Origin of the sequence: Streptococcus sp., from assembly GCF_030528045.1 — a bacterium.
Classification (GTDB): domain Bacteria; phylum Bacillota; class Bacilli; order Lactobacillales; family Streptococcaceae; genus Streptococcus.
On record NZ_JAUMZR010000009.1, the window covers coordinates 1 to 19,840 of the forward strand.

Annotated in this window: 20 protein-coding genes and 1 pseudogene; 4 read left to right on the plus strand and 17 right to left on the minus strand. The window is 40.9% G+C overall.

The window, feature by feature from the left end; genetic code table 11:
* Window positions 1-73: 73 nt before the first annotated feature.
* From Q4A91_RS02690 to Q4A91_RS02755, 14 genes are all read right to left on the minus strand, one after another.
* Window positions 74-730 (minus strand): CBS domain-containing protein, encoded by a 657-nt coding sequence (locus tag Q4A91_RS02690; RefSeq protein ID WP_303204481.1) that lies wholly within the window; start codon window positions 728-730, stop codon window positions 74-76.
* 152 nt (window positions 731-882) lie between these two features.
* Complete coding sequence (locus Q4A91_RS02695; protein ID WP_303204482.1) at window positions 883-2,310, minus strand: cytosine permease; 1,428 nt, start codon at window positions 2,308-2,310, stop codon at window positions 883-885.
* A 1-nt stretch (window position 2,311) separates the two neighbouring features.
* The gene (locus Q4A91_RS02700) at window positions 2,312-2,497 is read right to left on the minus strand and encodes a hypothetical protein (protein ID WP_303204483.1); all 186 of its coding nucleotides are present in this window, start codon (window positions 2,495-2,497) and stop codon (window positions 2,312-2,314) included.
* Between the two features lies 1 nt (window position 2,498).
* Window positions 2,499-4,277: a phosphotransferase gene (locus Q4A91_RS02705; RefSeq protein ID WP_303204484.1), complete on the minus strand. Its 1,779-nt coding sequence runs from the start codon at window positions 4,275-4,277 to the stop codon at window positions 2,499-2,501.
* Between the two features lie 406 nt (window positions 4,278-4,683).
* Complete coding sequence (locus tag Q4A91_RS02710) at window positions 4,684-5,394, minus strand: ABC transporter ATP-binding protein (RefSeq protein WP_303204485.1); 711 nt, start codon at window positions 5,392-5,394, stop codon at window positions 4,684-4,686.
* Window positions 5,394-6,158 (minus strand): ABC transporter ATP-binding protein, encoded by a 765-nt coding sequence (locus Q4A91_RS02715; protein WP_001186014.1) that lies wholly within the window; start codon window positions 6,156-6,158, stop codon window positions 5,394-5,396. The genes Q4A91_RS02710 and Q4A91_RS02715 overlap by 1 nt, the downstream gene beginning before the upstream one ends.
* Window positions 6,158-7,114 (minus strand): branched-chain amino acid ABC transporter permease, encoded by a 957-nt coding sequence (locus tag Q4A91_RS02720; protein ID WP_000856262.1) that lies wholly within the window; start codon window positions 7,112-7,114, stop codon window positions 6,158-6,160. The genes Q4A91_RS02715 and Q4A91_RS02720 overlap by 1 nt, the downstream gene beginning before the upstream one ends.
* A 3-nt stretch (window positions 7,115-7,117) precedes the next feature.
* Complete coding sequence (locus Q4A91_RS02725; RefSeq protein ID WP_303204486.1) at window positions 7,118-7,987, minus strand: branched-chain amino acid ABC transporter permease; 870 nt, start codon at window positions 7,985-7,987, stop codon at window positions 7,118-7,120.
* 119 nt (window positions 7,988-8,106) lie between these two features.
* Complete coding sequence (locus Q4A91_RS02730) at window positions 8,107-9,267, minus strand: ABC transporter substrate-binding protein (protein WP_303204487.1); 1,161 nt, start codon at window positions 9,265-9,267, stop codon at window positions 8,107-8,109.
* Between the two features lie 88 nt (window positions 9,268-9,355).
* Window positions 9,356-9,625 carry a YlbG family protein gene (locus tag Q4A91_RS02735; protein ID WP_042902526.1) on the minus strand — a complete coding sequence of 90 codons (270 nt, stop codon included), beginning with the start codon at window positions 9,623-9,625 and terminating at the stop codon, window positions 9,356-9,358.
* 78 nt (window positions 9,626-9,703) lie between these two features.
* Window positions 9,704-10,294: an ATP-dependent Clp protease proteolytic subunit ClpP gene (gene clpP, locus Q4A91_RS02740; protein ID WP_000613467.1), complete on the minus strand. Its 591-nt coding sequence runs from the start codon at window positions 10,292-10,294 to the stop codon at window positions 9,704-9,706.
* Window positions 10,295-10,466: 172 nt separating this feature from the next.
* Window positions 10,467-11,096 carry a uracil phosphoribosyltransferase gene (upp, locus tag Q4A91_RS02745; protein WP_000515974.1) on the minus strand — a complete coding sequence of 210 codons (630 nt, stop codon included), beginning with the start codon at window positions 11,094-11,096 and terminating at the stop codon, window positions 10,467-10,469.
* Between the two features lie 88 nt (window positions 11,097-11,184).
* On the minus strand, window positions 11,185-11,652 hold the full coding sequence (locus tag Q4A91_RS02750) for a cytidine/deoxycytidylate deaminase family protein (RefSeq protein ID WP_303205099.1): 468 nt from the start codon (window positions 11,650-11,652) through the stop codon (window positions 11,185-11,187).
* A gap of 18 nt (window positions 11,653-11,670) precedes the next feature.
* Entirely contained in the window at window positions 11,671-12,228 is a 558-nt protein-coding gene (locus Q4A91_RS02755; protein WP_000003897.1) for a TetR/AcrR family transcriptional regulator, read from the minus strand.
* A 124-nt stretch (window positions 12,229-12,352) separates the two neighbouring features.
* On the opposite strand from Q4A91_RS02755, the gene Q4A91_RS02760 reads away from it, so the two are divergent.
* From Q4A91_RS02760 to Q4A91_RS02770, 3 genes are read left to right on the plus strand one after another with little or no spacing between them, the layout of a single operon-like run.
* A complete protein-coding gene (locus Q4A91_RS02760) occupies window positions 12,353-13,198 on the plus strand; it encodes a DegV family protein (RefSeq protein ID WP_303205100.1) in 846 nt (281 codons plus the stop codon).
* Between the two features lie 57 nt (window positions 13,199-13,255).
* Entirely contained in the window at window positions 13,256-14,431 is a 1,176-nt protein-coding gene (locus Q4A91_RS02765; protein ID WP_303205102.1) for an NAD(P)/FAD-dependent oxidoreductase, read from the plus strand.
* A gap of 19 nt (window positions 14,432-14,450) precedes the next feature.
* A complete protein-coding gene (locus tag Q4A91_RS02770; protein ID WP_303205103.1) occupies window positions 14,451-14,906 on the plus strand; it encodes an 8-oxo-dGTP diphosphatase in 456 nt (151 codons plus the stop codon).
* Between the two features lie 19 nt (window positions 14,907-14,925).
* Here the strand turns inward: Q4A91_RS02770 and Q4A91_RS02775 are convergent, their stop codons facing one another.
* Window positions 14,926-15,675: a MerR family transcriptional regulator gene (locus Q4A91_RS02775; RefSeq protein ID WP_303205105.1), complete on the minus strand. Its 750-nt coding sequence runs from the start codon at window positions 15,673-15,675 to the stop codon at window positions 14,926-14,928.
* 253 nt (window positions 15,676-15,928) lie between these two features.
* Here Q4A91_RS02775 and Q4A91_RS02780 point away from each other — a divergent pair.
* Window positions 15,929-17,268: pseudogene (locus tag Q4A91_RS02780) on the plus strand (sodium-dependent transporter).
* Between the two features lie 40 nt (window positions 17,269-17,308).
* Here the strand turns inward: Q4A91_RS02780 and manA are convergent.
* Together manA and Q4A91_RS02790 are read right to left on the minus strand one after the other, a co-directional pair.
* Complete coding sequence (gene manA, locus Q4A91_RS02785) at window positions 17,309-18,253, minus strand: mannose-6-phosphate isomerase, class I (RefSeq protein WP_303205107.1); 945 nt, start codon at window positions 18,251-18,253, stop codon at window positions 17,309-17,311.
* A gap of 120 nt (window positions 18,254-18,373) precedes the next feature.
* A complete protein-coding gene (locus Q4A91_RS02790) occupies window positions 18,374-19,813 on the minus strand; it encodes a 6-phospho-beta-glucosidase (RefSeq protein WP_303205109.1) in 1,440 nt (479 codons plus the stop codon).
* Window positions 19,814-19,840: the final 27 nt, after the last annotated feature.

Genomic DNA, 19,840 nt, shown 5'->3' on the forward strand with positions numbered 1-19,840 from the left:
AAGAGAAGACGAACTTCGTCTCCTCTCGTGCTTAGTTATAGGTCACCCACTACAGTTGACATAGAGCCATTGTTTAAAGGACTTTAGCGGAGGTATGAGTGATCTCCTCCACTTGAATTCCTTCTTTTTCAAACTTATCCTTTAATGCAGTCAAATCGATTTTTCCATCGATTTGAACTTCGATGACGACCTTGCCATCCTTACGTGGAATGTTAACAGTATGGGAAATATTTAAATCCTCTTCTACTATTAAAGCTACAATTTTCCCCATTACTCCTACTTCATTTTCTGTAATGAAACGAACACGAATCCCCTCTTCTCCGTATCCAGCGATTTCCAAGAAAGCCTGAAAAACATCACGGTCTGTAATGACGCCGTAGACCTGATGATTGTCTACGACTGGTAATATTCCAATTTTATTTTTCAGCATCAGGTAGGTTGCATCTTCTAGACTAGCATAGCCAGAAACAGTCACAACATCTCGAATCATTACATCTTTTACTTTGGTTTTATTCAGAAGATAATTCATCTCATAGATAGAGAGACTAGTTGCTTTAGATGGGCTGGCTTCTGCAATGGTTCCTTCTGTTACCAATCCGACTAATTGATCGTTTTCGATAACAGGTAAACGGTGCAAACCTTGCTCGCGCATCAAATCTGCTGCATGTGCTACAGTCGTATCTGGACTGATATAAACTACCTTACGGGTCATGAAATCTTTAACTGCCATGAGACTTCTCCTTCTATATTGCTACTTTTATTATACACTTTCTTAGAAAATCTATCAAACGCTTTCATCTCTTTTTCAAGATTTTGAATAATCTGAGAAATTTGCATAAAATGCCAGTATAAATTAAGAGGGAACCGTAGTCCCCTCACTTCTTAAATCGTAACAGTGTCTCGATCTTTTATCATATAACGTTTCAGAGGGCTAAGACTAGCTAACCAGTATAGTAGACCGCCAAATAGCGCAGTAAATCCGCTACCAGTTGTGATTAAAAAGATTGGACTTTGAATTTGTGCAGTTACAGGGTTGTAGACAAAAAGTACCGCTACCAATAAGGAGATAAATACGCAAGACAAGCCAACTAAGTTAAATCCTTTAGTAAACTCGTAGGCATCATGCCCTTCAAGGAAATAGGCTGAACGCAAATCGAGTTTTCGTTTTCTTAAGATAAAATAATCGACAACAATCATACCAATAATTGGCCCCTGAATATAGGCGGCTAGGGAGATGAAGGATCCGAAATACTCTTCTACTCCTCCCCAGATAGTGAGTAGACTCACGTAAACCATGGCAATCCAAACCATTAGTTTATAGCTTACTTTGGGTATCCCACTTTTGACAATCATACAGTTCACATAAGATCCTGTCCCCTGGGTTCCAATATTGGCAAAGGCTACTAGTAGTAGACTTAAGAGAGCAAGGGCTGGGGTGCTTAGAGTTGATAGCATGGTTGTTGGATCACTTTCATAAACACCTGTTTTGACAAACATGGCTAGAGCCATGACTCCACCTGTAGCAACGAAGAATGGAGCCACAACTCCGTATGATAAAGCTGTAGCCCAATAACCACTGCGTTCTGATTTTGCTAAACGCGGTAAAACCAATGCCTGTGTAGACCAAGAAAAGGCAAAGGCAACATTGCCTTCTCCAGAGAGCATGAAGCGTTCTAATGGCGTCAAATCTCCTTGAGTGGCTGGTTGGATATTCATAATATCCGTTATAGGAACGGCGACAAAGCAGATTCCAACGATAATCAGACCGACAATCAATAAGGCGATAACCAAGAAGCGATTGGTCCATTTAATCACTTCCGGGCCTCCAAGAGCAATGAGAGTCCCAAGAAGAACACAGAGGGTACCAAGAATAGGCGCCCATATTCCCTTGTCCAAACCAAGACCAAAATTATTTGCCAAATGAATCATGGAACTGGCAAAAAGATTGGCCGCAACAGCATACCATCCAAAGTTAGCCAAGCTAATAATGGTTGATAACAGGGCTACACCTCTTTTTCCTAGAACAGCTCTCAACCAAATCCACAAATCAATTCCATACTTAACCGCAAACAAAATAGGGAGACATTCAATAAAAACCCAGATAATGTTAAAGCTAAAAATATTTATCAACATTTGATTAAAGGTCAAATATTGAGCTACATAGGCTCCTTGGGTATAACACCAAGTAGCAATGGCAAAACCACTTGTCGATAGAAAGAGATCCCAGAAAGAATACTGACGATCCTTATTGGTCATGGGAACAATTCCGGTTATGGTTTCTTGTTGGATATAGTCATTCATTTTAGACATGTTATTGAATTCCTCCCGTCATTGCTAAGATAATCAAAACAAGGTTGATTAGGACTATGGAGATGATTAAAATGAAATCACTTTTTAGGAAGGGTTGAACAAACTCGTAGTTTGGTGACTCCATTTCTTCCAATCTTCTCTTTGTTTCAGCTGCTACTAATTCTTCAATTTCGGATGTCATTTTCATCTTAGTTTTCCTCCAAATACAAGTCAATGGCCAGTTGTCCATATTGTTTGGTATAGCGATACCAGATGTAGAGAAACTCACCGACTGGTTTTCCGACACTCTCCTGGAACAAAGCCCACAAGAACCAATAATATGAGGTCACTGCTACATAAGCCAAGTAGTGACGTTTGGTTTTCTTATCTGGAACTTCTTGTAGATACAATTCCAGTACTTTTTCAGCATCTGCTACAGTATAATTGGAACACGCGATAAAGGTTCCCAAATCTCCTGCTGGCTCTCCCATTCCAGAATATTCCCAATCAATCAAGCTCATTTCGCCTGCTTCATTCAACAAAAAATTAGGACTATAGGAATCTCCATGACAAAGGACAACCTGTTTCGGATCATTCTGTAAATAATTTTTGAGAATTAAAACAGTTTCATCCAATTCCTCGAGACCATCAAACTCAAATCGATTTCTAGCCTTCAATTTTTCTCTAAAATCATCAATTCCCTCAAATTGGTCAAAGGGATGTTCCGTTTTTTCTCCAGATTGGTGTAACCGTCTCAAGAGGTCCATTGCATTCGCCACATCATCCCAATTATCATAATCCAGTTGCTTAGCATTGGGAATAAATTCTGAAATTTTCCAGCCCTCATCCTTGTTCATAGCTACGAAGGTACGGTCAATCTTTAATTTTGCAGCAATTTCCATTGAAGCTGCTTCACTAGCTCGGTCGATATAATTTTCCGTTCCCCTGCCCGGATGACGGTAAACATATCTTTTTCCTAGACAGTCAAATGAAAATGATGTGTTGGTTAACCCATCTTTTAGAGGTTTGATATTGACAATATCTGAAGCCACACACTTTAATGTCTTACAGATATTATCAATAATGGCCGAATCTGCATTTACCAAATAACGTTCATCAAATTGACGGAGTTCATCTAGTGAATCAAATTCTTTAACAATATCTGCTGAATAGTGACGAGCTTCTAAAAGGAGTTCCTTGACATGGCGACTGTAGTAATCCTCCCAAAGCTGTTCCCGATAAGGTTCGTGCTTAAACTCTGTTTCTAAAACTTCCTTAAATTTCTCGCTAAATGCACGGTCGAAATAAACGTGTCCCACCATGGCCCAAGTATTTTCTCCACCAATCTGGATATCAATGATGGTGTGATTCGAATCCTCTATAGCACAGTATTCGTCCGTTTGACCTTCTGCAAATATCGTCGAGTAGTAACCTCTATAAATATATTGCTCAAAAGGATTTTCCACAAAATAATTATCCGATGAACAAATATAAGTGTTGGAAAGTTGATTTTTAACCAACATAAGAGACGAACAGTTATTGTATTTGTAGTAATCATTATTCACTACAATTTTTACACCAAACTTCTCTGCAAGATAGAACATTTTTTCTTGAAGATAGCCTACAATAACAGTTATATCTTCTATTCCTGCTTCTTGCAGCTGTCTGATTTCCCTCTCTATCAAGCGTTCCCCCTTGACTTGAAGTAATCCTTTAGGAATCTCATAAGACAAAGGAGCAAAACGACTACTCATGCCAGCAGCCATTATAATGGCATTTTCTACTCGATAGGGTTCTAAAACTTTCTGACCTAGTTCTGTTAAGTGAAGTTCCTCATCAACCCACTTCTCTTCTTTTAGTTTTTTCAATAATGTGTTAATTGTTCCTAAAGATAGCTCTAACTCTTCAGCTAACTGTCTCTGAGTAAAGGTCTTTTCTTTATGTATCAACATAAAACGCAAAAGTTTAAATTGTTTTTCTGTTAGCATTTCTCAGTCCTCCTGTTCAATTTTTTCTTACTCATATTATAATATGAACAAAAATGACTGTCAATTCAAATAGGGAAAGAATGAGTAAAAATTAAGGCCTTCTTCCCTTTCCTCAAAAACATATAAATAAAAGAGCTCCTTATTCAGGAGCCCTGAAATATTTTATATTTTTGATAAGTAGGCGTATTAGGTTTCGCTTGATTGCAATCCTTATCTACCGACTAAAACAATCCACTGGATTGGAGGATTACTTGCGCAATCCTTATCTGCCGACTAAAAAGATCCCCAAGACTAAAGGAGAATTGCTTACGCAATCTCCATCCGCAACCTAAACTAGTCTCCCAGACCAGAGGAAAATTGCTTGCGCAATCCTTATCCTCCGACTAAAACAATCCACTGGATTGTTTTAGCCACCTAGATATGCTTTTCTGACTTCATCTGATGCTGCGAGTTCTTTTCCTGTTCCTGATAGGACAATCTTCCCTGTTTCAAGTACATAACCTCGGTCAGAGATAGCGAGGGCCTTGTTAGCATTCTGTTCAATTAAGAGAACCGTTGTTCCTTGCTCCTGAATATCTTGAATGATATCAAAAATTTCTTGGATAAAGATCGGGGCAAGTCCCATTGACGGCTCATCCAAGAGAAGGAGCTTAGGTGTAGACATGAGAGCGCGTCCCATAGCCAGCATCTGCTGTTCACCACCTGAAAGAGTTGCTGCATCTTGGTTTTTACGTTCTTCCAGACGAGGGAAACGTGAAAAGACTTTTTTCAAGTTGGCTTGGTTTTCTTCACGATTTTTCTTTAAAAAGGCTCCCATTTCCAAGTTTTCCATAACAGTCAAACCTGGGAAAACATGGCGTCCTTCAGGAACTTGTGAAAGACCACCTGCTACAATTTTTTGAGCTGGCAACTTTTGAATTTCTTTTCCTAAAAACTGAATTTTACCAGCACTTGGACGAACCAAACCTGAAAGGGTACGAAGAATGGTTGTTTTACCAGCACCATTGGCACCAATCAAGGAAACAACTTCACCTTCATTAACCTCGAAACTTACATCACGAACTGCTTGGATCATACCGTAATGCACAGAGAGGTTTTCAACTTTTAACATAGACATCAGGCTTCACCTCCTAGATAAGCTTCGATAACGCGTTTGTTGTTCTTAATCTCATCCGGAGTCCCATGAGCAATCAAACGACCATATTCAAGAACATAGATACGCTCAGTGACTTCCATAACCAAATTCATGTCATGTTCGATGAGCATGATGGTAATTTTAAATTCATCTTTGATACGACGGATCAATTCTGTCAATTCAGCTGTTTCTTGTGGATTCATACCAGCTGCAGGTTCATCCAAAAAGAGAATTTTAGGTTCAGTTGCCAGAGCACGTACGATTTCTAATCGACGTTGTTGACCATAGGCAAGATTCTTGGCAAGAGTATCTGCGTCTCCATCCAAATCAAAAATCTTCAGTAAGTCCAAAGCTTTGCTTTTTAATTCTTCCTCGTTCTTATAAAAAGCTGGTAAGCGTAAGAAGCTCGCAAGGACATGTTGTTTATGATGATTGCTAAATGCAATCAAAACATTTTCCAAAACTGTCAAGTCCTTGAACAAACGAATATTTTGGAAAGTACGACTAAGACCAAGTGAGGCAATCTTATAGGGAGTTTTCCCATTTAGGAGATGACCATCTAGTGTCACAGTACCTTCGCTTGGTTCATAAACACCGGTCAAGAGATTGAAAAGAGTTGTTTTACCAGCTCCGTTTGGTCCAATCAGACCAACCAACTCTCCCTCGTTCAATTCAAGAGTGACATCTCCAACAGCTGTTAGACCGCCAAAATGTTTGGTTAACTGTTTAACTTCAAGTAATGCCATTAGTTTTGTCCCTCCTTTTTCGATTTTTTAAAGAAACGTGATAGACTCAATTCCCATGTCCCAAGAAGTCCACCTGGTCTGAAAATCATGACCAATACAAGAGCCAAAGCGTAGATAATCATACGTACGCTAGCTACATCTTGAAGGAGCATATTTAAAATTCCTAAAACAATCGCTGAAACGATGGTACCAGTAATCGATCCAAGTCCACCAAATACAACGATAATCAACACATTGATGGAATTAATAAAGGTGTAATCTTTTGGAACAACCGATCCGATAAAACCAGCCTGAAGTGAACCAGCAATACTTGCTGTAATGGCACCAAAGACAAAAGCGATAATCTTGATCTTTGTAGTGTTTACCCCAACGGATTCTGCAGCAATCTCATCCTCACGAACAGATAGAGTAGAGCGTCCAATTGGACTACGTAAGAAGTTGAGAGTTGCAATAGTTGTGATCACCACAAATAGATAAACCATTTGCCAGTTGGTAAAATTTGGAATACCCAAGATACCAGCAGCACCGTTGGTCAAACTACCACCATTAATGATAAAGATACGAATGATTTCTGAAACACCTAGTGTCGCAACAGCCAGGTAGTCACCCTTTAAACGAAGCGTTGGAATCCCAACTAGCAAAGCGACTGCACCAGAAATCAAAGCGCCCAAGACCATCGCTCCAAAGAAGGCACCATAGGTTGGTGATTTTGAACCAATAATCGCTGCTGCATAAGCCCCAATCGCCATAAAACCTGCATGACCGAGTGAGAACTGTCCTGAAAAACCAACGATTAAGTTCAAACCTACTGCAAGGATGATATTAATCCCAATTTGTTCTAAAATTTGGACATGGAATAGATTGAGAACACCAGCAGAAACCAGTACACTAATCAATCCATAACCCGCTAACAGAAGGAATAACCAGAGAATATTTACTTTAAGATTTGTCTTCATTGTTTACACCTTCTCTTTCACATTCTTACCAAGGATACCTGCAGGTCGAACAATCAGAATCAAAAGCAAGATCCCATATACGATAGCATCACGGAAATCAGACATACCGAAGGCAGTAGCAAATGTTTCCAACAAGCCAATCACAAATCCCCCTAGAGCTGCACCAGGAATAATCCCGATACCACCAAGAACGGCCGCAACGAATGATTTCAGACCTGGAGTCACACCCATCAAAGGTTCAAGAGAATTGTAGTAAAGGGCAATGAGGACACCTGCTGCACCAGCAAGGGCTGAACCCAAAGCAAAGGTAAAGCTGATTGTACGATTTACATTAATTCCCATCAATTGAGCTGCGTCACTATCAACTGATACCGCACGCATGGCTTTCCCCATTTTTGTTTTTTGGACGATCAATTGCAATAAAATCATCAAGAGTACAGAAACTGCTAAAATCATCAATTGAACGTTTGTCAAGCTAATTGGTCCCAAGTCAAATCGGACTGTTTCAATTGCTTGAGGGAAGGCACGAGTATTGGCGCCTACTAAATAAACCATTCCGTATTCCAGTAGGAAAGACACTCCGATAGCAGTAATCAATACAGCAATACGTGTAGAGTTTCGCAAAGGACGGTAGGCAAGAAACTCAATCACAACACCAAGTAGCGCGGTCCCTGCCATTGAAATAATTAAAGCTAAAAAGAAATCCATTTGGAAAGAATTAATCAAAAAGTAACCAATAAAGGCACCCATCATGTAAATATCACCGTGGGCGAAGTTGATGAGTTTGATAATTCCATAAACCATGGTATAACCCAGAGCCAAAAGTGCATAAACACTACCCAGAATTAGACCATTCACAAGTTGTTGGAGCATAGCATTCACTCTTTTCTATCGTTATTTTTTAGAAAATTTCATTATTTTCACAAGTTCATAAACACCGAAACAGGGAGTGAGTCAATGGCTCATTCCCCATTTCAAGTACTATTCTAATGTTATGGTTTTACAACTTCTACTTCTTCAACTTTACCATTGTTCATGGTCATCATGTAAGCAGTTTTCACTGTATTGTGGTCAGCATCAAAGCTTGTTTGACCAGTTACACCATCAAAATCTTTGGTTTTAGCAAGGTTGTCCTTGATTTCACCTGAGTTTTTAGCACCTTTTGCAGCATTTGCTACTAGGTAAACTGAGTCATAGGCCAAAGCTGAGAATGTTGAAGGCTCTTCGTTGTATTTAGCACGGTATGCTTCAAGGAAAGCTTTAGCTTTTGCAGAAACATCAACAGTAGTTGAGAATCCTGAGATGAAGTAAATGTTTGATGCTCTTTCAGCAGTTGCTTGTTGAACAAATTCTTCACCGTTAAATCCATCTCCACCAACGATTGGCTTATCAATTCCCATACCACGAGCTTGGTTTACAATTTTACCAGCTTCTGTGTAGTAACCTGGAACAACGATAGCGTCAAACTCTTTGTCTTTCATTTTAGTAAGGGCTGCTTGGAAGTCAGTATCACCTGCTACGAATGTTTCATCTGCTACAATCTCACCCTTGTAGGCTTCGCGGAAAGATTTAGCAATACCTTTAGCATAGTCACTAGCATTGTCAGTATAAAGAACAACCTTCTTAGCATTCAATTTGTTTGTGACATAGTTAGAAATAATCTTCCCTTGGAAGCTATCTTGGAATGTTCCAATAAATAGGTAATCTTGGCCTTTAGTCAAACCGTCTTGAGTAGCACTTGGTGAAATCAATGGCACTCCAGCTTTAGTAGCGTTAGCTACAGCTGCAGCAGTTGCACCAGATGTCGCAGGTCCTACAATAGCTGCTACTTTTGATTGGGTAACAAGGTTTGTTGTAACAGAAGCTGCTTCAGCAGTTTCAGACTTGTTGTCTTTGTCTACAACTTCGATTTGTTTTCCATCAATTCCATCTGCAGCGTTGATTTCGTCTACGGCAAGTTGGGCACCTTTTTGTTCAGCTGTACCATAAGCTGCTACAGCACCTGTCTCTTCAAAGTTAAAACCGATTTTAATTGTTTTTTCGTCTACTGGATTTCCAGTTGTGTTTGACGCTCCTGACTTGACCTCTCCACAGGCAGCAAGAAGAGCCACACTAGCAAGAGCCACAAAAGATAGGGCAAATTTTTTCTTCATTTTTAATCTCCTTATAGTTGTTTCAAAAATTGTATGTTAAGAATATACCGAATTATCAGAAAATTGTCAATGTATTTGTTTAACTTTTTTAAATGATAACGTTTTCTTCAGTCCGATATAGATTCCCAACGAAGGGAGTTTCTAGCTCTTGAATATGGCAACGTCTAATTTTCTTGATATATCTTTCCTTACCTAATCTCTCAACCAAGTCATCTAGCTCCTCAGTTGGAACATAGAGCTGCAAGTAACGATGTTTTTTGGAATGGTAACAGATATCACCGTATTCCTGAAGTTTTTTTGCGTCTCGGTTATAGTAGAGATAGATGATTAATCCTGATCGATTTGTTTTTTCAAACATGAGGGATCCTCTTTCTAAGAAATCTTCTCCTATTATATCAAAAAAAGCAAACTCCGTCGAGTTTGCTTTCTAGGTTGCTTAGCTTAAAGAATTGTTGGCCATGATTTCATCAATAAAGCCATATTCAAGTGTTTCTTGGGCACTCATCCAGTAATCACGTTCCGCATCTGCATGAATTTGCTCGACTGATTTACCAGAGTTATCTGCAAGGATTTGCTCCAAAGTCTTACGAGTTTTGAGCAAGTGCTCTGCAGCGATTGCCATATCTGTCTGTTGGGTACCACCACCTGTACCACCCATTGGTTGGTGAATCATGTACTCCGCATTTGGAAGCATGAAACGTTTGCCTTTTGCGCCACTTGATGCAATGACAGTCCCCATTGAGGCTGCCATTCCCATAACGATTGTTTGGACATCTGCCTTGATAAAGTTCATAGTATCAACGATTGCCAAACCAGCTGAAACAGATCCTCCAGGTGTGTTGACATAAAGGTAAATATCTTTTGTGCTGTCTTGGGCATCCAAGAAAAGTAATTGTGCGATAACGGAGTTGGCCATGTTGTCTTCAACTGGACCTGTTAGCATGATGATGCGGTCTTTCAGAAGACGAGAGTAAATGTCATAGGAACGTTCTCCACGGCTTGTTTGTTCAATAACTACAGGAATCATTCATTTCTCCTTTTATGTTGAATTTTCTTAGTCTTACGACTCAATACAGAACTATTATATCTTTTTGGTCAAAAAAGGTCAAATTTTTGCTCTATTCTCTAAACAGAAACAAAAACTCAACCTCCTTTCAAGTCAAAAACGAACTTCTAGTTTCACTATTTACTTTGGGATTTTATTTAGTACCGAACAAGCGGTCTCCAGCATCTCCAAGACCTGGAACGATATAACCATGTTCGTTCAATCGTTCATCCAAAGCCGCAGTAAAGATTTCTACATCTGGATGTGCTTCTTGAAGAGCTTTTACTCCTTCTGGAGCAGATACCAGGCAGACAAACTTGATATTGGAAGCGCCACGTTTTTTAAGCGAATCTACTGCCAAGATTGCTGAGCCACCTGTTGCCAACATTGGATCCACTACAAAGATTTGACGTTGGTCAATATCCTCAGGCAATTTCACCAAGTATTCAACTGGTTGAAGGGTTTCTTCATCACGGTACATACCGATATGACCAACTTTGGCTGCTGGAACCAAGCTCAAGAGGCCATCTACCATCCCAATACCTGCACGCAAGATTGGGACAATCGCCAATTTTTTACCAGCCAATTGTTTTTGAACGGTCTTTGTGATAGGTGTTTCGATTTCCACGTCTTCAAGTGGAAGATCACGAAGTACTTCATATCCCATCAACATTGCAATCTCATCTACTAGCTCACGAAAAGCTTTTGTAGAAGTGTCTGTACGACGCAAGATTGACAATTTGTGTTGAATGAGTGGATGATTAATGACTTCAATTTTTCCCATTTTCTGAGTTCCTTCTTTCAATTTATTCTTCTTATTATATCAAAAAACGGTTTAAAAAGCTGTCTAAACCATTTATTTTAATTAATTTTTAAATCAAATCTGCCTCTTGAAGAGCTGTCTGAACAGTCTCTAATGGTAAATGGGTCAACTCGGTGCCTTTTTCTTGATAAAGGTACTGGGCATAGTCATCCATTCGGTACTGGTTGGTATAAACCACGCGCTTACAACCAACTTGTAGCAGTTGTTTGGTGCAGTTCAGACAAGGGAAATGGGTCACATAGGCTGTAAATCCTCTAGGAACCCCTCGTTCAGCCCCCTGGAGAATAGCATTGACCTCAGCGTGAAGGGTACGGACACAGTGACCTTCAATGACCAGACATTCGTGATCTATACAGTGCTCCGTTCCTGATACGGAACCATTGTAGCCCGTTGAAATGACTTTATTGTCCTTTACTAGGACAGCTCCCACCTTGGCACGTTTGCAGGTCGAACGATTGGCAATCAGTAAAGCCTGGGCTGCAAAGTACTCATCCCAAGCCAGTCTTTTTTCTGTCATAAGTATTCTCCTTGTCCTCTATTTTTTGAAAAATGGCAAGCGTAAATCTGCAATTTTTTCAGCTGGAACCTTCATGCCATCCTTGATCCATTTGAGCAGAACCGATACGATGGCAGAGCTCCAAAAGGAATGAAGGTAGCTGCTAACGCCTTTTGACTTTCCGTGGTATTTTTCTAGAAATTCCTGCATGGCTTGGACAAAAATCTTTTCCAAATGATAGTCCAGAGCAAGTTGGATAACCTTGGCTTCTTTCTTAGCTGCGCGGAAAAGGTGTACCCAGACTAGATAAAGATCGGTTTTGACATCATAGTGGCTCAACTGTTCCATAATGTTATGGACACTGCGTTTAAAGACGCTTTCCAAAATCTCTTCTTTGGAGTCATAGTTTCGATAGAAGGCGGCACGAGAGACACCCGCCCGTTTGACCAGCTCCGAAATGCTGATCTTGGCCAAGTCTTTTTTCTCTAGAAGTTGCAAAAGAGCCGTCTCGATTGCTTCTCTAGTTAAAAAATTGGATTCTTGATTTGATTTTCTGAGATTTTCAAGAGATTTTTCAGATATTTTACGTTCAGACATAACAATTTCTTTCTACTTGTGACAACAGAGAGGTGGTACTTTTGTTTCAAGGGCTTTCATGATATAATTGTAAAAAAAGACAGAGCCTTTGTCAATGTATAAGTGACAAAGATGGAGAATTTCTATGACTTGGAAGATTGTAGCTGACTCTGGTTGTGATTATCGTCAACTGGCAACTCCTGCTATTGATACTGAATTTGTTAGTGTTCCTTTAACCATTCAAGTAGCTGATCAGGTCTTTATCGATGATGCCAATCTTGACATTGACCACATGATGGAAACCATGTATGCGACTTCTGAGGCTTCAAAATCAGCTTGTCCTAGCCCTGATGATTACTTGCGTGCATTTGAAGGTGCTAAGCATATCTTTGTCGTTACTATCACTGGTACTCTTTCAGGTAGTCATAATAGTGCACAGCTCGCTAAAAACATCTACCTTGAAGAACACCCTGACACTCAGATTCATGTGATCGATACATTGTCTGCAGGTGGTGAGGTTGACTTGATTGTCGAGAAAATCAATAGTTTGATTGATCAAGGACTTTCTTATGAGGAAATTGTTGAAGCTATTACTGCCTACCAAGAAAAAACGAAGTTGCTCTTTGTCCTTGCTAAGGTCGATAACTTGGTCAAAAATGGCCGTTTGAGTAAGCTTATCGGTACAGTTGTTGGCCTTTTCAACATCCGTATGGTTGGGGAAGCAAGTGAAACTGGAACCCTAGAACTACTCCAAAAAGCGCGTGGACCAAAAAAATCCCTTCAAGCAGCCTATGAAGAACTCATCAAGACTGGCTACGCTGGTGGCAGTATCGTCATGGCTCATCGCAACAATGATAAATTCTGTCAGCAATTGTCAGAACGTTTGCTGGAAACCTTCCCGCAAGCGGATATCAAAATCATCCCTACGTCTGGTCTCTGCAGCTTCTATGCAGAAGATGGCGGTTTGTTGATGGGATATGAAATTAACTAAGATTATGAGCAACAAGAGATGCCAAGCATCTCTTGTTTTTTGTGGTACAATAGAGCTATGAAACATTTTGATACTATTGTTATCGGTGGTGGACCTGCTGGCATGATGGCTACGATTTCCAGTAGCTTTTATGGTCAGAAAACTCTTCTCATTGAAAAAAATCGCAAACTCGGAAAAAAATTAGCTGGTACCGGTGGTGGTCGTTGCAATGTAACTAACAACGGAAGCTTAGATGACCTTCTGGCTGGAATTCCTGGAAATGGACACTTTCTATACAGTGTCTTTTCCCAGTTTGATAACCATGATATCATCAACTTTTTCACGGAAAACGGTGTTAAACTTAAGGTTGAAGACCACGGTCGTGTCTTTCCTACCAGCGACAAATCTCGGACTATTATCGAATCCTTGGATAAGAAAATCGCTGAGCTAGGCGGACAAGTTCTCACTCAAATAGAAATTGTTTCGGTTAAAAAAATAGACGACCAGTTTGTCCTTAAGTCCGCGGACCAAAGCTTCACTTGTGATAAACTCATTGTCACAACAGGTGGTAAGTCTTATCCTTCGACTGGTTCGACTGGTTTTGGTCATGAGATTGCTCGTCACTTTAAACACACCATCACTGAACTTGAAGCTGCTGAAAGCCCTTTATTGACAGATTTCCCCCATAAGGCCTTGCAGGGAATTTCACTGGACGATGTGATCCTAAGCTACGGCAAGCATGTTATCACTCATGATTTGCTTTTTACCCACTTTGGTTTGTCAGGTCCTGCTGCCCTACGCATGTCTAGCTTTGTCAAGGGAGGTGAAGTCCTTTCTTTGGATGTTTTGCCTCAACTTTCTGAGAAGGACTTGGTGGCATTTCTAGAAGATAATCGGGAAAAAACCTTGAAAAATGCTTTAAGAACCTTGTTGCCAGAACGCTTGGCAGAATTTTTGGTACAAGGCTATCCTGAAAAAGTCAAACAACTGACTGAAAAGGAACGCAAACAACTTCTCCAGTCCATCAAGGCCCTCAGAATCCCTGTGACTGGCAAAATGTCTCTTGCCAAGTCATTTGTCACCAAAGGCGGTGTCAGTCTCAAGGAAATCAATCCCAAAACTCTGGAAAGTAAGCTCGTTCCTGGTCTCCACTTTGCTGGCGAAGTCATGGATATCAATGCCCACACGGGTGGCTTTAACATCACTTCTGCCCTCTGCACCGGATGGGTGGCAGGAAGTCTGCATTATGATTAAAAATCAAAGGTTATGAAGAATGAATAGAAGAGAAACAGTCGAATTTGTCAATATGTGTATGATTCAAAACGGAGACAAGGTTCTGGTTCAAGATCGAGTTAATCCTGACTGGCCTGGCATTACTTTTCCTGGTGGTCATGTTGAACGTGGCGAATCCTTTGTCGATGCTGTCATCCGTGAAGTGAAAGAAGAAACTGGTCTGACCATTTCCAAACCCCAACTCTGTGGTATCAAAAACTGGTACGATGACAAGGATTATCGTTATGTAGTCCTTTTTTACAAGACAAAACACTTTACTGGTGAACTCCAGTCTTCATCCGAAAGGAAGGTTTGGTGGGAAGATTTTGACAATCTTTCTCATCTAAAACTTGCAACCGATGATATGTCTGATATGCTTCGTGTTTTTTTGGAAGAGAATCTCAGTGAATTTTTTTACTACAAAGACGGTGACGACTGGCTTTACGATTTGAAGTAAAAAATAGGCTAGGAAATTCCTAGCCTATTTGTTCTGCATTTGTCTGAACGTAAGCAGCAATAACATCTGATGTGTATTGAGCTGTACCAGGTCCAAACTTGTCAATGTTTTCCTTAAACTCTGGGTTGTAGACGTAGCCTTTGCCGATATGACCGAATACCTCAATAGAGCAGTCAAATCCATAAGTACGAATAGCTTGCAAGAGTTTGGCTGCCTCTTCTTGGTTTTCGGCTGCTGTTGCAGGCAGACCAGCTTGAAGGTTTTGTGCCAAGGCTTGAAAAACTTGGTTGAAGGCGGTCGTAGCCTCATCTTCTCTACCTTTTTGGCGTTCAAGCGCTTGGCCCATGACTTCTTGACCATACTTCTCTACCGCCTCTTGGTGGTATTTTTGATTGTCTTGATAGCTAAATCCAGTGAATTTTTCCTCAATCGTCATTTTTCTTTCTCCTTTTTGTTCTTGAATGGTTTTTTGCAAGGTGGAAATCAGGGTATCCAGATGTTGCCTTTCTTGGGTCAAATAGTCCAACTGCCTAGTCAAATGAGGCAATAAATCTGTCCTTTCTTCCTTTAACAGCTCTGCTATTTTTTCTAAAGAAAAGCCTAGATATTTGTAATACAGAATGACCTGAAGTCGTTCCAAATCCTCCTGACTGTAGGTTCGATAGCCGTTTTCCGACTTTAAGGGAACCAGAAGCCCTATCTTATCGTAGTGATGCAGGGTCTTAACAGAGACACCTGAAATCAGCGCAGCTTCTTTTATATGGTACATGATTTCCTCCTTACAAGAAATAGTATAACCCCTCCCCCTAGGTCAGAGTCAAGCGTTTTTGAGAAAAATTTTTAACTTTTTGAGAAAGGTGTGAAAACTTGAAAATTGTTTTCTTGACAGACATCAGAAAACATGATAGGATAGTCAAGTCTATCAATCAAACAGAAGGCTCATAGAGAGCCATTGAGAGAGGGCTATTTGACAACTCAAGTAGCCTTTTCTTATTTAAAAAAACAAGACTGGAGTTTCAACTATGTCAGAAAAATCGCAATGGGGCTCGAAACTAGGCTTTATCCTAGCATCTGCTGGTTCAGCCATCGGACTTGGAGCCGTTTGGAAGTTCCCCTACATGACTGCTGCTAATGGCGGGGGAGGTTTTTTACTGGTCTTTCTCATTTCCACTATTTTAATCGGTTTCCCGCTCCTGCTGGCTGAGTTTGCCCTTGGCCGTAGTGCTGGCGTTTCCGCAATCAAAACCTTTGGAAAACTGGGGAACAATAACAAGTACAACTTTATCGGTTGGATTGGTGCCTTTGCCCTCTTTATCCTACTCTCCTTTTACAGTGTTATCGGAGGATGGATTTTAGTCTATCTAGGTATTGAGTTTGGAAAATTGTTCCAACTTGGTGGAACGGGTGATTATGCTCAGTTATTTACTTCAATCATTTCAAATCCAGCCATTGCCCTTGGCGCACAAACTGCCTTTATCTTGTTGAATATCTTTATTGTATCACGTGGGGTTCAAAAAGGGATTGAAAGAGCTTCGAAAGTCATGATGCCCTGCTCTTTATCATTTTTGTCATTATCATTGGGCGCTCTCTCAGTTTGACAAATGCCATGGAAGGCGTTCTCTACTTCCTCAAACCAGACTTTTCAAAACTAACTAGCGCTGGTCTCCTCTATGCTCTGGGACAATCTTTCTTTGCCCTCTCACTAGGGGTCACAGCCATCCTGACCTATGCATCCTACTTGGACAAGAAAACTAATCTGGTCCAGTCAGGGATTTCCATCGTAGCCATGAACATCTCGGTATCCATCATGGCGGGACTAGCCATTTTCCCAGCCATGTCAGCCTTCAATATCCAGTCTGAAGGGGGACCAAGCCTGCTCTTTATCGTCTTGCCTCAACTCTTTGACAAGATGCCTTTTGGAACCATTTTCTACATCCTTTTCCTCTTGCTCTTCCTATTTGCGACGGTTACTTCCTCTGTCGTGATGCTGGAAATCAATGTGGGCAATATCACCAATCAGGATAACCGCAAGCGTGCTAAATGGAGTGCTATTTTAGGAATCTTGACCTTTGTCTTTGGAATTCCTTCAGCTCTATCCTATGGGGTCATGGCGGATGTTCACATTTTTGGGAAGACCTTCTTTGATGCTATGGATTTCTTGGTTTCCAATCTCCTCATGCCATTTGGAGCCCTCTGCCTTTCACTTTTTACAGGCTATATCTTTAAAAAGGCTCTTGCTATGGAGGAACTCCATCTCGATGAAAGAGCATGGAAACAGGGACTTTTCCAGGTCTGGCTCTTCCTCCTTCGTTTTATCATTCCTATTATCATCATTGTGGTTTTTATCGCCCAATTTATGTAATCAAAAAGGACTTGAGTAGTGAACTCAGGCCCTTTCTTTTTTATGGATGACTAACAATCAATTCCAAGCCTTGACCTTCCAAGATCCAAGCTTTAACATCACTTGGTAGGATAAAGTGGCTGCCTTTTTGGATTGGATAATTTTCCCCGTCAACAGTCAATTGACCCTGACCAGCTAAGACACTGAACAGGCTGTAGTCTGCTGTCTTTTCGAAGTCAACTTTGCCAGTAATTTCCCACTTGTAAACTGCGAAGAAGTCATTGGATACAAGGAGAGTGGAACGTAGATCATCTGCTTTGATAGTTACAGGACGGCTATTGGCAGGCTCTCCAATGTTTAAAACATCGATAGATTTTTCAAGGTGAAGTTCACGCAAGTTGCCCTTGTCGTCCTTGCGGTCAAAGTCATAGACACGGTAGGTGGTATCGCTAGACTGCTGGGTTTCAAGAATCAAGATACCTGCTCCAATAGCGTGCATGGTTCCGCTTGGTACATAGAAGAAATCACCAGCCTTGACTGGCACTTTTGTCAGCAAGGTATCCCAGTTTTTGTCCTCAATTTGCTGGCGAAGTTCTTCTTTTGATTTGGCATTGTGACCATAGATAATCTCTGAACCTTCATCCGCAGCGATGATGTACCAGCACTCTGTTTTCCCGAGCTCGCCTTCATGCTCTAGTCCATAGGCATCGTCTGGGTGAACTTGGACACTGAGCCAATCGTTGGCATCGAGTATCTTGGTCAAGAGTGGAAATACAGGTTCTGGACGATTGCCAAACAATTCACGGTGTTCCGCATACAAAGTAGCAAGGTCTATTCCTTCAAAGCGACCATTAGCAACCTTTGAAACCCCATTTGGGTGGGCTGAAATAGCCCAGTATTCTCCGATTTTTTCACTTGGAATGTCATAGCCAAACTCATCACGTAGCTTGGTTCCACCCCAGATTTTTTCTTGCATAACTGATTGTAAAAATAATGGTTCTGACATGTCGATCTCCTGTCTGATTTTTCTCCCCTCATTATAGCAAAAAAAGAGTTCGAATTGAACTCTTTTTCCTATCTTATAAAGTAGGGAGAAGATTTTGTAAAAATAGTGAACAAATGTTCTCTACTTAATACTTGCACCATTGCTGACAATGACATCCTTGTACCAGTAGAAGGATTTCTTCTTGCTTCGTTTGAGACTTCCTTGACCTGCATTATCACGATCCACATAGATAAAACCATAACGCTTGTTCATTTCGCCTGTTCCAGCTGAAACCAGATCTATACAACCCCAAGTCGTATAACCAAGCAATTCAACGCCATCTTGGTAAATAGCATCTCGCATAGCCTTGATATGGGCCTCTAAGTAAGCAATCCGATAGTCATCTGCTACGTAGCCATTTTCATCTGGCGTGTCCATAGCACCGAGGCCATTTTCTACGATGAACATAGGCTTTTGATAACGATCCCAGATGGCATTGAGAGTGATACGAAGCCCCAGTGGGTCAATCTGCCAACCCCATTCTGAGGATTCCAGATAGGGATTTTTGATAGAGGCAAAAACATTTCCAGCTGTCAGATCCGTCATTTCTGGATCGCCTGAAGCCACTCGACTCGCATAATAAGAGAAGGAAACAAAATCAACAGTGTGATTCTTTAACAAGTCCAAATCTTCTGTCGACATTTCAATCTTAATTCCCTCACGCTCCCACTGCTTCTTGGCATAGTTTGGGTATTCCCCACGCCCTTGAACATCAACGAAGAAGTAACTCTTACGGTCTTCTTCCATGGCTGCCCAGTAGTCTCTCGGATGGGCAGTGTTAGGATAATATTGCCCTGCTGCCAACATACATCCCACCTTGTTTTCTGGGTCAATTTCGTGGGCAATTTTAGTCGCCATAGCCGAGGCTACTAACTCATGGTGGGCTGCTTGGTATTTGACCTGATCTTGGTTTTCTCCTTCTTCAAAACAAATCCCTGCTCCTAAAAAGGGGGCATGCAAAATCATATTGATTTCGTTGAAGGTGAGCCAGTACTTGACCAATCCCTTGTAACGGGTAAAGAGGGTGCGACAGAGATTTGCGTAAAAGTCCAACATGCGACGGTTGCGCCAACCACCGTACTCCCTGATTAAGTGCATGGGGCAATCGAAATGCGTGATGGTCACCAGTGGTTCAATTCCATACTTGTGGCATTCCTTAAATAAATCCTCATAAAAAGCTAGGCCAGCTTCATTTGGCTCTGCTTCGTCACCTTGAGGAAAAATCCGAGTCCAAGCAATGGAAAGTCGATAGGTTTTAAATCCCATTTCTGCAAAAAGCGCAATATCTTCCTTGTAATGATGGTACATATCAATGGCTTCCTTTGCTGGATAAAAATAGCCCTCCTCAAACGAAAACATCTTTTTCTGACCTGTAATAATAGCCTCACGGTCTGGACCAATCGGTACCACATCCACATTAGCAAGACCGCGGCCGTCCTGATTATAAGCACCCTCACATTGATTAGCCGCCGTTGCACCACCCCAGAGAAATCCTTCTGGAAATTGTAGTATTTCTGTCATCACTTTACCTCGATTGATTTATTACTT